Here is a 14,373-nt window from a genome sequence, read left to right as displayed (position 1 = left end):
AGTGGGAGGGATTCATTTGTCCGAGAATTCGCAATCCGGAATTATACGTATATCTGACGATGTTATTTCTATCATAGCTGGGCTCGCCGCCCTAGATACACCTGGGATTGCTTCTATGTCAGGCGGCATCTCTGAAGGCTTTACTAAGCGCATGAGCGGAAAAAATGCAAAAAAAGGCGTGTTTGTCGAGATTATGGAGTCGGAAGCCGCCATCGATCTACGTATCATCGTCAATTATGGCACTATGATTCAGGATGTATGCCGGAATCTTCAAGAAAACGTAAAGGAATCAGTGGAAAACATGACGGGGCTTCGAGTTGTGGAAGTAAACGTAAAGGTAGAGAGTCTAGCAGTTAAGAAAGAATTGGACGTGTTATATAAAGAAAAATGAGCAGTTTGCAGTCTGCTCATTTTTTCTATCATCTTATCGGCGTTTGCGTTTGTTTAAGGAGGTTTTGGAGACTCCTTTTCTTCTAGGGCCAGAGCTTGATTTCTTACGGCGTTTGCGTTTAGGTCTTAATATTTCTTCCAAGTCGGCTGATGAATTCACTTTTCCTTTGCCAATCGAACCCAAAATGGTTTTCACCATAGGTGCCATTTGTTGGAAGGTGCTCATGAACTTCTGGACCTTGCCCATTGTGCCGATGATGCCGTCGATACCACCCATACGTTCAACGAAGCCGGAGATTTGCTTCAAATTCAAGCCGCTCAGCGGGTTAGACGAGGCCCCGCCAGCTGCAGCTCCACCACCGCCACCGCCTAAGAGGTTGCTGAGGAAATTACCGCCTCCACCACCGCCAGCACCGCTGGGATTCGCGCTGCCGCCTCCAAACAATCCGCCGCCAGCACTACCGCTGCTAGGGCTACCGAAGAAATTACCGCCTCCTTCAAAAGGAGTAGGAAATCCTCCTCCGCCTTGTGAAAATAGATTACCGCCACCGCCTAAGCCTGGATATTGGCCGAAGCCGCCATCACCAATTTGCGGAGGTAAAGTTAAACTTCTTGTATACACCTCAGGACGATTACCGCCATTGCCAATGATTTGTCTTTGGTTGCTCACTAGGATTCACGATCCTTTATTATCAGATTTGTCTCCTACAGGATATGTCACTTGCCTACCGTTGGTATGGACGAATGTCACGGGTCTAGTTAAATGTCACAATTCACCTCATTAACGCATAGAAATTTTAACGTTTCGCAATCCTAAAGGAAGGATTTATACGTGACGTGTCGAATGTTACACAGGAGCTTAACTGATCTTATAAGCTAACATGCTTTTCTACCGGGAGTTGACAACCTATGCAATTAAAAAAATTAAATGATAAAGCAATAGACCAGCTTTTTGAAGCCGTGCTGACGCTCAAAGATATTGAAGAGTGCTATGTCTTTTTTGATGACTTATGCACCGTGAACGAGATTCAATCGCTTTCCCAACGCCTTGAGGTTGCTCGTATGCTGCGCAAGGGCTGTACGTATAACCAAATCGAAGCCGAGACGGGCGCATCAACAGCAACCATTTCTCGTGTCAAAAGATGCCTGAACTACGGAAACGACGGTTATGTGCTGACACTGGATCGTTTAGGTCGTTAATGAAGTCGTTGTTCGAAAAAGAATTCAAGATCCTGCGTTACTTGCGTAATGCGGGATTTTTCCTGTTTATTTGCAGGTCAATTGACATGTGTGAACACATTCGTTAGCATAGGATTTATAGGCATGGTTAGAACGGGTGGGGAAAACAAAATGAGTGAGTATGGTGTGCTAGTCATAAGCCATGGATCTCGGGATGAGGGCTGGGTTCAGCTGGTCGATGATGCCGTGTCTGCCGTCAAGATGCCGATGAATGTTCCGATCTACGCTTCTTATTTAGAGTTGGTGGAAGGCCGATTAATTCAAGATGGTATTTACAGTTTAGAGGCGCAAGGCGTGACGGACATCATCGTTGTTCCACTGTTCGTGTCCTCTGGGAGTACACATATTGATGAAATCAGCTACGCCCTAGGTGTGATTGAGCAGCCACTGCTCGAGACAGATATGGAACCTTTTGATATCAAGGCGCGCATTCATTTCACATCACCAATTGATGACGACCCCGTTATTGCTGAGATTATTTATGCGAAAATAAAAGAGCTTTCCGAATCGCCAAGTCAGGAAATCGTCCTGCTCATCGGTCACGGAAGTAAAGAGAAAGGCTTCCATCTTAAGTGGCGCCAAGGCTTAGAGCTGCTCGCAAAGCGGTTGAAAGCGTTAGGCGGCTACGACGAGGCGGATGTCGCTATGCTTTTACCAGATCAAGTGAAACAGAAGATGACAGGGTGGGCTCAGAAGAAGCCAGACCATACAGTCGTCGTTGCGCCGCTTTTTCTAAGTGAAGGCTATTTCACGACGCAAGTCATCCCTTCCCGCATGGAAGGGTTCGAATATCGGTACAATGGACGGGCGCTGCTGCCTAGTCCGCTAATTTCCAAATGGATCGAGAAGCAGATTGCTTCAGAAATCGCAGAAGGCGAAACAGGTGATGAGACGTAATGGTCAAAAGAGCAAGACTGATCTATAATCCGACTTCTGGCCGGGAAGAAATGAAAAAACGTTTGCCAGAAATTCTTCAGCGCCTGGAGCGGGGCGGCTTCGAAACATCCACTCACGCCACCATCGGTGAAGGCGACGCAACACTCGCAGCGGCACAGGCCGTTAGCCGAGGCTTCGATCTGATCATCGCCGCAGGCGGAGACGGTACCCTGTGCGAAGTCGTCAACGGCATGGCCGAGAGAGAGGGCAGGCCCCCGCTTGGCATTTTGCCGCTGGGAACGACCAACGATTTTGCCCGGGCGCTCGGCATTCCTAAGAATTTGGAGTACGCCTGCGACCTAATCGTTCAGCAATACACAACGGACATCGATGTAGGCAAAATCAACAACCGCTACTTCATTAATATCGCCGGCGGCGGCTCGATGACCGAGCTGACGTACGAAGTCCCAAGCAAGCTCAAGACCATGATCGGCCAGTTGGCCTATTATATGAAGGGACTCGAGAAACTGCCTAGGCTGAAGCCGATTGAGTTGTACGTCAAGGCAGGCGACAAGGAATTTCATGAGGAAGTCATGATGTTCCTTGTCGGCAACTCCAACTCCGTCGGCGGCTTCGAGAAGCTGGCTCCGGAAGCGAGTATGAATGATGGATTGTTCGATGTATTGATCTTGCGCAAGTGCAATCTTGCTGAGTTTATAAGAGTGGTTACGCTCGCACTGCGCGGCGAACATTTGAGCGATCCGAATCTGATTTATTTCCAAACGAATCATATCGAGATTAATTCGCCAGACTACGTCCAGTTGAACCTGGATGGGGAGTTCGGGGGCACGCTGCCTTGTGTGATGACGAATCTGAAGAGTCATTTGCAGATTATTGTGGATGAGTCGGGGCAGTCGATTTATAAGAAGACGTTCCTAGAGACATTGACCACGCCGTTTCATTTGAGAGGGAATGGGCAAAGCCATGGGGATGAGGAGCAGGAGTAATACAACATTTCCGTCCTGCTAACTTAAATAAGAGATTGAGCTATTGTTTAATTTTAGGTTTTTATTAAAGTGAGGGTCTTATGAGAGCAAAAGGTAAATCTGGCTCTGTGTCAGGTAAAGATAGAGGAACTGGGAAGTTTGGGACGGCAGGGAATAGAGGGAAGTCCGGTAGGACAGGGAATTCTGGAAATGTAGGGAATTCAGGGAATAGAGGGAAGTCCGTCGCGAAGGCGGCTCCGGCTTGGATGGCGGATCTGCCGGTGCAGATCGGGCAGCAATATGAGGCTGAGATCATTGGGATCAGCCATGATGGCGAAGGGGTGGGCCGTGTGAACGGCTTTACCCTTTTTGTCGCTGGTGCGCTGCCTGGTGAGCGTGCGCTTGTGCGGGTGGGGCATTTGAAGAAGCAGTATGGGTATGCTTCGCTTGTGGAAGTGCTGGAAGTGAGTCCGGATCGGGTTGTTCCGGATTGTGGGATATATGAGGAATGTGGCGGTTGTCAGCTGCAGCACCTAAGTTATGAGGCGCAGCTTCGCGTGAAACGCCAGCAGGTTGTTGATAATTTGCAGCGGATTGGGAAGCTGCAGGTTGCGGGGGAGCCAACACTAGGGCATCTTGATGCTGGTGCTTCAGATGAAGGCATTGTTGTTCATCCTACGCTTGGGATGACCGATCCGTGGCGGTATCGGAACAAGGCGCAGGTTCCTTTTGGGGAAGAGCAGGGCGGCCTCATCGGCGGGTTCTATGCGCAGGGAAGCCATCGCATCATCAATATGGATGAGTGTTTGATCCAACATGAGTCGAACGACGAAGTCGTTGCTCGTGTGAAAGAGATCGGCGTGCGGCTTGGTATTCGCGCTTATAATGAAGAGCGTAATGACGGACTGCTTCGCCACGTCGTCGTCAAAGTCGGCTTCCGCACGGGAGAGATCATGGTCGTGCTGGTTACGAATGGCGCCGAGATTCCTCGCGTCGCCGAGTGGGTTGCTGGCATTCGGGCTGCACTGCCCGGTGTGAAGAGCATTTGCCATAACATTAATGTGAAACAGACGAATGTTATTTTTGGGGATGAGACTCGTGTCCTGTGGGGCAGCGAGGTCATCTATGACTTTATCGGCGATGTGAAATTTGCAATTTCCGCGCGATCTTTTTATCAAGTGAACCCCGTCCAAACGGAAGTGCTGTACGGGAAGGCACTTGAGTACGCCGCGCTGACTGGCGGCGAAACTGTTGTCGATGCCTATTGCGGCATCGGGACGATTTCCTTGTTCCTCGCGCAGAAGGCGGGACAGGTGTACGGGGTCGAGATCGTCGAGGAGGCGATCGCGGATGCACGGAAGAATGCCGAGTTAAACGGCATGACGAACGTGCACTTCGAGGCAGGCCCAGCGGAAGTGGTCCTCCCCGAGTGGACACGTCAGGGCGTCCGGCCCGACGTGATCGTAGTGGACCCGCCGCGCAAGGGCTGCGACCCGGCGCTGCTTGCGACGATCCTCGAGCTGCAGCCGCGGCGCGTCGTGTATGTGTCGTGCAGCGCATCGACACTTGCTCGCGACCTGCGCGTGCTCGTCGATGGCGGTTACGGCGTCGCGGAGGTGACGCCGGTGGATATGTTTCCGCATACGGTGCATGTGGAATCCGTTGCGCTGCTTGTACGAAATGAAACAGATGCTGAAAAGCCTTATTAATACTGGGTTCTTCCGATGAAACAGCAGGATTAAATTAGTAATACAGTTGTGATTTTTAGTGATTTTTTGGCCATTGGTGTAAAATTGGTGTAAAAACTCAACATAAATGAGCCATAATCAGCGGAAATCACCCGAAAAGAACCTAAAACAGGGCACATTTTGAATGAACTGTTATAGTCCATAAAAAAAGAACCCGAACGATTGGTACAGCAATCGTTCGGGTTCTTTATGCTTCTTTGCGATTTTTAAATGGAATGATTAGATCGAATTTATTTGCAGCTTCTTTATCTGCTTTCGATAAAACATGGCCGTAGATGTTCATCGTTGTCGTAATATTGGCATGTCCCAGACGTTCAGAGATGATTTTGGCATGAACCCCCTGGTTGATTAATAAGGTGGCGGAAGTATGACGTAAATCATGAAATTTGATGTATTTTAAATTGTGTTTTATTAAGAAGCCGCGAAACCACAAATACGGGCTTTCGGGATAAAATGCTCTGCCGTACTGATTAAAGAAAACAAAGAAATGATCGTTATCTCTGGTTTTCTCCAATCCATCCCATTCCTGTTTGCAGTATTCGTGATATTCTTTAAGCTCTTCCCATACCGCATCAGAGAGGTTGATTTTCCGTGTGGATTTTTTGGTTTTTGGTTCCTTAATAATGGGATTGCCGTTGATGAAGTCTGAAATGCTTTGCTTTACATTAATGGTGCCTTGTTCTAGATCAACATTTTTCCATTCAAGGCCGACTAGTTCGCCGCGGCGAAGACCAGTGGTTAAAGCAAGGGTAATCATCATTCGCCAATGATAAGCTTCATTTTCTAAAAATTGGAACAATAACTGAATCTCATCCTCGTCGTACACTTCACTTTCCTTATGAACGACTTTTGGCGATTTAACATCTGCAACAGGATTTGATTTAATAACGCGCCACTCAACCGCTCTTGTGAAGATGTTTTTTAACACTCGATATACGTATTGAACGGTTCCGGAGGAAAGCTTACCATCCTTCCCGTCTTGTCTGCTTCCTTCTTTACCTAATTCACTTAATAAGGAAACGATATGCAAGGGTTTGACTTGATCTAATCGTAAATGCCCAATAGCAGGAAGAATCCGTTTGTTTAAAATTCTGACGTAAATGGATAATGTCTTTACTTCAAGTTCCTGCAATGCATACTTGTCCCTCCACTCATCTACGAAAGCTTGCAGCGTCAATTTTTCAGGTGCGATGTAAGCTCCGGCGTGTACTTCAATCTCAAATTTTGATAGTTCAAGTTCAGCCTCCTTTTTAGTTCGGCAATGAACGGTTTTACCGTGACGAATATATTTACCTGTTGCATCTCTTCCAATGCTAACGGTCAATCTCCATGAATTTTTACCTCTTTTTTCTAAACTCGCCATACCAAATGACCTCCAGAGCAATATGAATACATTCCAAGTATCACCACTTAAATATTCACGGATACATATGGCAGGCAATGAATTCAAGCTCTCTTTCCCCTTTGAAAATAATCCTTTAAAAACGTACGTTCGCTGTCATCCTAATGACAGAAAAAAGTGCTAAATTCTTATCATAAGTTGATCATCAATTCAATTGGTTTAAAAGTAAGGTTAGATGAAAGGAGGAGCCTAGAAGGATTTTTAAACTTAGGGTTGAATTTACCAATAATTAACTAACGCACAGGCAAAAGAGATCGGTATTTTCAAAAATGAATGATAGGTGGGACAAACATGAATTATTGGATTTTTCAAGGTAACCCGAAACAATTTGATATAGACACTTATGTATCAGAAAACCAAAGAATCAGTTGGGATCTTAGACAAAAACATTATAAAGATGAAATTGCCATCCATGACCCTGTCTTTTTATGGAGGTCAGACGGAGTAAAGAAGAATTCGGGAGGAATCATTGGCTGGTGCAAGGTAGCTGCTAAGCCATATTTTGATGAAACGAGGCAATGTTGGAGAGTTGAGCTACAAATACTTGAACACCGTGTAAAATCGGAGGATGGTATGTTACTACGACATGAACTCAGGGATTTACCTGAAACCGCGGATTTGCCTATTTTTAAAATGAATCAGAATACCAACTACAGGATATTAGAAAGTGAATATGAAACATTGCTGGAGCTATGGAATTCGCCAACTCAATTATCGGTGCAGTCAAATTTACCACTTCTAGATAAATATTTATTGGCATTTAGAAACCAAGCGGCTAAATGGTTTGACAACTGCAATTTTCTCAAAGGGAACTATGAATTCTTTAATACATTCAAAGATCGAAACTATTTAAAGACCATTGAGTGGGAGGATATTCAGCGACTTGGTGATCATATAAATGCCTTTGGGATGGCGCTTGCCAAAAAGAGAGCGCTTGGAAACATTAACGAGCCAATTGAAAAGTATCGAAGCAGTTTCTTATATCTACTCTACGGTGAAGATCCGATCGAAGAACGAATCGAGCGCTTTACCACTGATGATAAATATAAATTATTTGGTTTTGGAGAAAGCGTTGCTAGTGAAATAATTGGAAACGTGTTTCCTGACCAATTTTGCTTTTATAACCAGCGAGATAAAGTGGCAGTCGAAAATGTTCTGCAATTGAAACCCGATTATGCCAAAGGAGATTCCACGGCACTTAAGTTCCTTAAATTCCAAGCATGTCTTCAGGAGCATGAAATAGTAAATAAGTATCTGAAGATAGTAGGAAAGCAGACGGACCTTCCTATATTCCTGGAAATCGATCAATTCTTCAGTTTCCTTTTTGTGAAGTATGGAAAAAAGGAGACTCCGCTAAAGCAAACTGAAGGGGAAGCACAGTATTGGGTTCTTGCTGCCGGTGAAGATGCGCATCGGTGGAACGACTTCCACGAGAATGGAATCATCGCGGTAAACTGGGATGAGATTGGTGATTTACAACAATTTCAGACCAAACAAGAAATTGCAGATAGATTGAAAGAAATAAATGGACTCGATCATAATCCGAGTAACGATGCATTGGCAAATTATCAATTTTTATATGAGATGAAGGTTGGAGATTATGTTTTTATTAAAAAAGGTATCCGGTCCATTATTGCGTTTGGTCAAATAACGTCCGAATATCGATTTGACCTTTCACGCTCTGAATATAAATCGGTCAGGTCCGCACTTTGGCTGAAGAGTGGCTATTGGAATCTTCCATCTGATTCTAAGCTCGCCTTAAAGACTCTTACGAACCTTACTCCTTACGAAGATTTTATAGAAACAGTTCTTAATTTAATGGGGGAAAGCAAGCCTCTTGATGGAGTTGTTGAGAACGAAGAAGATCCAGTTGAAGATGAACAGACCTTGGAACCCTATGGGCTTGATCAACTGACACAGGAAGTATTTATTTCTGCAGAACAGATTGAGGAGATTCGATTAGCTTTAGAGATTAAGAAAAATATTATTTTACAGGGACCTCCAGGAGTCGGTAAAACATACGTTGCAAAACGTCTTGCCTACTATCATAATGGTGCGAAAGATGATAGTCGCATTGCAATGATCCAATTTCATCAATCCTATGCATATGAGGATTTCATTCAAGGCTATAAGCCAGTAGGCAACGGAGGTTTTGGCCTTAAAAATGGGCTGTTTTATGAGTTCTGTGATCGTGCAATGAAGGATCCTGACCATAACTATTACATGATTATTGATGAGATTAACCGAGGTAATCTGTCTAAAATTTTCGGCGAAGTCATGATGTTGATTGAAGCCGACAAACGATCTAAGGCTTATGCTGTCAAATTGACGTATTCGGAAGACCATGAGGTCTTTTATATACCTAGAAATCTTTACTTCATTGGAACTATGAATACGGCTGATCGATCACTTGCGCTAGTGGATTATGCTTTAAGGAGAAGATTCGCCTTTATTTCCATCGAGTCAGCTTATCATACACTGCAATTTAAAGAACATCTTTTAGGTAAGGGCATTAGCCAAGGTTTTATCGACCGAATCGTAACTGCCATGAACGACATCAATCGTGAAATTTTAAATGATAAAGTGAGCTTAGGTAAAGGCTACGAGATTGGGCACAGTTACTTCTGTCCAATGGCCAATGTTCAAGATGAAGAAACCTGGTACAAGCATATTCTAAAGATGGAAGTGGAGCCGCTGCTTCGGGAATATTGGTTTGATGATGAAGATAAAGTGAGGGGTTTGCTTGAACGAGCCTAACAAAATTCCTATTCGCAACCTTTACTATATGCTTTGCTATGCCTGGGATCGGCTAAAAGAGAAGGACGAGGTCATCGTAAATCAAGAAGAGGATAAAGACATCTATCATCTTCTAACCAGAATTTTAATTATAAGATTAACTGCGTTAATGAAAAAGGGATTTTACCGTGAGTATAAACCATTTCATGAAGAGTCATCTACATTGAGAGGGAAAATTGATTTCCCCCAATCGATTCGAGAATTATCCTTTCATCGTAGCAAAATGGTAATCACATATGATGAACTGAGCACTAATATTATGCATAACCAAATTATCAAATCAACACTCTTCGCGTTACTTAAGACGAAGGACTTAAGTGTGTCTTATCGTGAACAAATTATGATGATATATCCATATTTGGGTGAAGTTTCACTTCTCAAACTAGATTATAAGTTGTTTCAGAGGGTAACTCTTCAGCGCGGCAACATGCACTACGGATTTATTCTAAATATATGCAAGCTATTATACCAGGGACTATTAATCAATGAAGACGAGGGCAGCTATCGATTTATTGACTTTGAACGGAACCATTATAAGATGGCCGAGTTATTCGAAGAATTTGTTCGAAATTTTTATAGAAAAGAACTGCTAACCTACAACGTATCAAGGGACATCATTCATTGGGACGTTGATGATAATCACTCGCTCTTACCTGTAATGAAGACAGATATTTCTTTAGAAAGCGAAAGCGTCAAGTGGATTATCGATACTAAATACACCATAGAAACTTTATCCTGGCAATACGACACGGAAAAGGTTAAGAGTGCTAATCTTTATCAGTTGTATGCGTATTTAAGAAACTATGAAAGAAAACTGCCACAAAACAAATTACTGAAAGGGATGCTGCTATATCCAAAAGTAGATCAGTCAGTAGACCTAGTATATCGTGTGTCTGGTCATGAGGTTAAAGTATGTACCGTAGATCTAAGCAAAAACTGGAGATCCATTCACGAGAGGCTATTGGAGATCATTGTATAATGTGGGAGTAGATATTTAAAAAGATGAGTATAGAATAGTTATGAAACAGCCCAAACAACGGGGGCTGTTTTTTCGTTTTTGGGTTAAGCAAACGATGACGCATATGTGGGAAACTCCGTACGTATTATTGAACAAACATGAATGAACATAATGTTAGAATCTAATTCAATAATAGGTAGAAGGAGCGGGTAGAGTGTCAAAAGTTGTCTCTATGCTTAATATGAAAGGCGGAGTCGGAAAGACCACCCTAACCTACAACCTTGCTTGGTATGCAGCTTATAAAAAAATGTATAAAGTATTAGTCGTTGATCTTGATCCCCAGTCGAATCTAACGCAAATTTTTATGGGGGGCGACGGATATCGGGATTATTTAGAAAGTCCTAGGCAATCTATTGTGGACATTTTTGAGAACAGCAGCAAAGTTACTACTAATATTATTCATTCTGTTGATGAATGGACGGATGGTAGTCTCCTACATCTAGTTCCGGCAAGAGCTGAGTTATCGAAAACTTTGAAAAATCCAACGTCAAAGGAGCATAAGCTGCGCCGATTTTTAACGAAGATTCAAAGTAATTACGACCTGATTCTGATTGATTGTCCACCGACTGACTCCATTTTATCAGTGGCCAGCTATCTGGCTAGTGATTCGTTAATTATACCTGTAAAGCCTGAAAAATTAGCAATCATCGGACTGCCACTGCTTAAGGGAAGTATTGAGGATTTCAATGAGGATAACGAGGGAGAATACAAAATTTTCGTTTCCGGAATTATTTTCAATAATGTAGAGGCAGGAGACATACCTGAAAACCGTATTTCCAAGAAAGAGGTTTTAGCTTTTGCTAAAGAAAACAGCTGGCATGTATTCGACAATGAAGTTAGAGAATCTAAAACTTATGTCAACGGTATTCGTGAAGGAAAGCCGATGTTCAAGGATACAAGGGCGCGAGGTCATATTATGGAAGAATTTTATGCGGTAGGAGACGAATTTTTACGGAGTGTGGGAATCGAATGACGAACCAGGCTAAGGAGCTGTTACTTGATCTGTTGAAGTTAAAAGTACGTTATAGCGTCAAGGAATTCGAGCAGGTTGCTGAAGTGTTAAAGGACGGTTCTGAGCCATTCTTAGCGGATGTCGTCAAATTAATTCAACAGCTTGAGGGCGTTTCTGAAAATAAACCAAATACTCGTACTAAAAGGAAAGCGATTTCAACAGATTTTGATATTAATAAAAATACGGATCCTGAGATTCAGGAGTTGCTTTTTGAAATAAATAGAATGCTTCAGTCCAAAGATACGTTCAGAGTTGTAAAGGAACTGCAAAATTTTGTTTCACGAAAGATCGTTCTGACAGCTGCAAAAAATACAAAGATTGAACTAATCAACAAGTATATGAGTTACATATCCGCTAGGCCAAGGGATGAAATGATAAACGAGCTACAACTACTAAAAGATAAAATGAATTCAGGAGATGTTTCTAGCTTCTTAAATATGGCCAACGCAATCGTAAGTTCAAGAAAAGAAAAGCGGTACTAATGTTAAATGAGACGTGTGACTTTTTCGGTCCACGTCTTTTTACATGCGAACGAACATTCTCTGACATCATGTTGACCAAAGCATATGCTAAATTATTATCAGAGACTAGATGAGAGAGGATGTTGTACATGAGTTCACCTATTCAAATGACCCATGCATGGAATAATGAGTATTGGCCAATGGGAGGGGCGGAAAAAGCCTTTTTGCTCCTTGAGTTAAAAGGAAATGCTGGATCTCGTTCTGACCGAGCGCCAATGAATATATCACTAGTGATGGATCGCAGTGGATCCATGTCTGGGGCGCCGCTTGCTTATAGTAAGAAGGCTTGCCAATTCGTAACCGATCAAATGAGCCAAGAGGACCAACTTAGCATGGTTGCTTTTGATAATGAGGTAACTACAGTGTTTGCGCCACAGAGTGTGACTCACAAGGATGTCATGAAACAAAAGATAGAGAATATTCAAGATGGTGGAAGTACCAATTTGAGCGGGGGAATGCTGCAGGGGATTCAGTATGTGGTGCAAGGAAGGGGAGATGGTACTGTCAACAGGGTCCTATTATTATCCGACGGACATGCGAATGAAGGTATCACAGATCGGTCGAAGCTGCAGTCTATAGCAAAGGAATTTCATAGCCTGGGTATTGGCGTAACAACAATGGGCGTTGGGGACGGGTTCGACGAGGAGCTTATGGAAGGCATTGCGGACCATGGCGGCGGAAACTTCTATTTTATTGAGAAGCCGGAAGACATCCCTAGCATATTCTCCAAAGAGCTAGATGGTCTATTATCTGTTGTTGCCCAGAATGTACAGCTAACGATACAGCCTACAGAAACAACACGCATTACACGGATCTATGGTTATAAAGCAGAAGATGACAATAATGGACTGAAGCTGTCCATGGGGGATATTTTCGACCAAGAGGTTAAGTCAATCTTGCTAGAAATTTCATTTTTTCCACATGCCCTTGGTAAACACGAGGTTCTTAATATCCAATGGGACTATGTAGATGTGACGGAGGGAGCGAAGCTGTGCACGATCCAATACAAAATTGAAGCCAATTTTACGAACGATCTCAATTTGATCATGAATTCATCTAACCCCCGTGTGGAGAAACAGGTCAAAATCACGGAATCGGCCATGGCAATCGAGCATGCAATAATCGCTTTCGACCAAGGTGATGAGGAAATGGGAAAAATGCTTCTTCAGCAGCAAGCCGATGAGATGTTGGTGGCGGCTGTTAAATCGGAGGATGCAGAGCTACGTGAGGAAGCACAATTGCTATACAGCCAGTTAGAAAATTTCGCATTTTCCAGCAAGACAAGAAAGACACTTCATGAACAGAAGTACAGGCAAATGAGAAGAAAGAAATAGGCAGGACTCTCCTAACCATAGGTCGAATTTACTATATCTAGTAGGTTGGTTCTATAGCACTATAGGGGAGAGAAATCGACATGAAAGAGCGCTTAATTCGGCTAATGCGAATGATTAATTTGATACAATCCAAACCAGGCATATTGGCAAGGGAGTTAGCGGATCGCTGCGAAACAACGGAAAGGACTATCTATCGTGAAATATTGGCACTGCATGCGATGAATATCCCGATTTCGAATCACGGGCATGGGAAAGGCTATGCGTTTATCAGTAATTTCTCCATGTACCCATTAGATTGGACGGAGCAAGAAGCTTTGTCATTCTCCATGTTGCCCTCTGTACTGGAACAAATGAAGTCTTTACTGCCGGAAGGTTTTGACTCTGCCTTGGAAAAGGTCATGGGCGTACATAAGAAAGAGAAATCGAAGCGAGCCGATATTTTGCAGCATGTGACGGATGTCATTCAAATGGGTACACCCGCCTATCGCGAGGAAGATGGGAGCGCCTCTTTCCTTTACGATATTATTCAAGCCAGGTTATCTCAGCAAACGATAAGAACTGTGTATTACACGCAAAGCCGCAACGAGGAGTCTCAGAGAGACATTGATCCTTATTATTTAGTTCCGCGAGACCACCGTTTTTACTTAATTGGTTATTGTCATTCTGCCGGTGATATTCGAACGTTTCGGATCAGTCGGTTTCGGGATGTGAAGCAGCTAAGTGATACCTTCGATAAAGGTGATTTCAATTTGAAATCCTATATGAAGAACACATGGTCCATTGAACGCGGTGCAGACCATATTCGTTTTAAAGTAAAATTTCATCCCAATATTGCTCGCTATGTAAAGGAAGAAGAGCTTTTTGTGAAGCCGAAATTGACGCCTCAGAAGGATGGAAGTCTTCTTTTTGAAGTGACGGTGAATCATGAGCGTGAATTTATGAATTGGTTAAGTCAATATGGACCGGAAGCGGAGATTATGGAACCCAAAGTGTATCGGGATATCATGAAGCTGAAGCTAGATCAATGGAGAACCCTATACGAGTAAAAAGG

Annotated in this window: 13 protein-coding genes; 11 read left to right on the top strand and 2 right to left on the bottom strand. The window is 43.4% G+C overall.

The genetic code is table 11. The features are described 5' to 3' along the window. The first annotated feature begins 16 nt into the window (after nt 1–16). Nucleotides 17–391: an Asp23/Gls24 family envelope stress response protein gene (locus ASG85_RS07255; RefSeq protein WP_060645796.1), complete on the top strand. Its 375-nt coding sequence runs from the start codon at nt 17–19 to the stop codon at nt 389–391. Between the two features lie 33 nt (nt 392–424). On the opposite strand, the gene ASG85_RS07250 is transcribed toward ASG85_RS07255, so the two are convergent. Beyond that, nucleotides 425–1,060: a hypothetical protein gene (locus ASG85_RS07250; RefSeq protein ID WP_060645795.1), complete on the bottom strand. Its 636-nt coding sequence runs from the start codon at nt 1,058–1,060 to the stop codon at nt 425–427. A gap of 239 nt (nt 1,061–1,299) precedes the next feature. Between ASG85_RS07250 and ASG85_RS07245 the strand changes: the two genes are divergently transcribed. The 4 genes from ASG85_RS07245 (at nt 1,300) to rlmD (ending at nt 5,200) form a co-directional block, all read left to right on the top strand. Beyond that, entirely contained in the window at nt 1,300–1,590 is a 291-nt protein-coding gene (locus tag ASG85_RS07245) for a YerC/YecD family TrpR-related protein (protein WP_029198698.1), read from the top strand. A 123-nt stretch (nt 1,591–1,713) separates the two neighbouring features. Next, entirely contained in the window at nt 1,714–2,526 is an 813-nt protein-coding gene (locus tag ASG85_RS07240; RefSeq protein ID WP_235550084.1) for a sirohydrochlorin chelatase, read from the top strand. Continuing rightward, the gene (locus tag ASG85_RS07235; RefSeq protein WP_082562047.1) at nt 2,526–3,512 is read left to right on the top strand and encodes a diacylglycerol kinase; all 987 of its coding nucleotides are present in this window, start codon (nt 2,526–2,528) and stop codon (nt 3,510–3,512) included. Before ASG85_RS07240 ends, ASG85_RS07235 begins: the two co-directional genes overlap by 1 nt. A 245-nt stretch (nt 3,513–3,757) precedes the next feature. Next, the gene (gene rlmD / locus ASG85_RS07230) at nt 3,758–5,200 is read left to right on the top strand and encodes a 23S rRNA (uracil(1939)-C(5))-methyltransferase RlmD (protein WP_235550083.1); all 1,443 of its coding nucleotides are present in this window, start codon (nt 3,758–3,760) and stop codon (nt 5,198–5,200) included. 226 nt (nt 5,201–5,426) lie between these two features. Here the strand turns inward: rlmD and xerC are convergent, their stop codons facing one another. Beyond that, the gene (xerC, locus tag ASG85_RS07225; protein WP_060645793.1) at nt 5,427–6,602 is read right to left on the bottom strand and encodes a tyrosine recombinase XerC; all 1,176 of its coding nucleotides are present in this window, start codon (nt 6,600–6,602) and stop codon (nt 5,427–5,429) included. Nucleotides 6,603–6,932: 330 nt separating this feature from the next. On the opposite strand from xerC, the gene ASG85_RS07220 reads away from it, so the two are divergent. From ASG85_RS07220 to ASG85_RS07195, 6 genes are all read left to right on the top strand, one after another. Then, entirely contained in the window at nt 6,933–9,398 is a 2,466-nt protein-coding gene (locus tag ASG85_RS07220) for an AAA family ATPase (RefSeq protein ID WP_060645792.1), read from the top strand. After that, nucleotides 9,385–10,416: a 5-methylcytosine-specific restriction endonuclease system specificity protein McrC gene (gene mcrC / locus ASG85_RS07215; protein WP_235550082.1), complete on the top strand. Its 1,032-nt coding sequence runs from the start codon at nt 9,385–9,387 to the stop codon at nt 10,414–10,416. The genes ASG85_RS07220 and mcrC overlap by 14 nt, the downstream gene beginning before the upstream one ends. Nucleotides 10,417–10,609: 193 nt before the next feature. Further along, a complete protein-coding gene (locus ASG85_RS07210) occupies nt 10,610–11,428 on the top strand; it encodes a ParA family protein (RefSeq protein WP_082587998.1) in 819 nt (272 codons plus the stop codon). Then, nucleotides 11,425–11,949, top strand: coding sequence for a hypothetical protein (locus ASG85_RS07205; protein ID WP_060645791.1), 525 nt, complete (start codon nt 11,425–11,427; stop codon nt 11,947–11,949). The genes ASG85_RS07210 and ASG85_RS07205 overlap by 4 nt, the downstream gene beginning before the upstream one ends. A 128-nt stretch (nt 11,950–12,077) precedes the next feature. After that, the gene (locus tag ASG85_RS07200; protein WP_060645790.1) at nt 12,078–13,322 is read left to right on the top strand and encodes a vWA domain-containing protein; all 1,245 of its coding nucleotides are present in this window, start codon (nt 12,078–12,080) and stop codon (nt 13,320–13,322) included. A gap of 80 nt (nt 13,323–13,402) precedes the next feature. Next, on the top strand, nt 13,403–14,368 hold the full coding sequence (locus ASG85_RS07195) for a helix-turn-helix transcriptional regulator (RefSeq protein ID WP_060645789.1): 966 nt from the start codon (nt 13,403–13,405) through the stop codon (nt 14,366–14,368). Nucleotides 14,369–14,373: the final 5 nt, after the last annotated feature.

The sequence above is a fragment of the Paenibacillus sp. Soil724D2 genome (genome assembly GCF_001427935.1).
Lineage (GTDB): Bacteria > Bacillota > Bacilli > Paenibacillales > NBRC-103111 > Paenibacillus_E.
This window is presented reverse-complemented; position numbering and strand designations above follow the sequence as displayed.

What these genes read in the sequence shown, in the direction of transcription:
- ASG85_RS07245 (WP_029198698.1), top strand. Translation starts at nt 1,300, where the DNA reads ATGCAATTAAAAAAATTAAATGATAAAGCAATAGACCAGCTTTTTGAA.
- ASG85_RS07240 (WP_235550084.1), top strand. Translation starts at nt 1,714, where the DNA reads ATGGTTAGAACGGGTGGGGAAAACAAAATGAGTGAGTATGGTGTGCTA.
- ASG85_RS07235 (WP_082562047.1), top strand. Translation starts at nt 2,526, where the DNA reads ATGGTCAAAAGAGCAAGACTGATCTATAATCCGACTTCTGGCCGGGAA.
- rlmD (WP_235550083.1), top strand. Translation starts at nt 3,758, where the DNA reads ATGGCGGATCTGCCGGTGCAGATCGGGCAGCAATATGAGGCTGAGATC.
- xerC (WP_060645793.1), bottom strand. Translation starts at nt 6,602, where the DNA reads ATGGCGAGTTTAGAAAAAAGAGGTAAAAATTCATGGAGATTGACCGTT.
- ASG85_RS07220 (WP_060645792.1), top strand. Translation starts at nt 6,933, where the DNA reads ATGAATTATTGGATTTTTCAAGGTAACCCGAAACAATTTGATATAGAC.
- ASG85_RS07205 (WP_060645791.1), top strand. Translation starts at nt 11,425, where the DNA reads ATGACGAACCAGGCTAAGGAGCTGTTACTTGATCTGTTGAAGTTAAAA.
- ASG85_RS07200 (WP_060645790.1), top strand. Translation starts at nt 12,078, where the DNA reads ATGAGTTCACCTATTCAAATGACCCATGCATGGAATAATGAGTATTGG.
- ASG85_RS07195 (WP_060645789.1), top strand. Translation starts at nt 13,403, where the DNA reads ATGAAAGAGCGCTTAATTCGGCTAATGCGAATGATTAATTTGATACAA.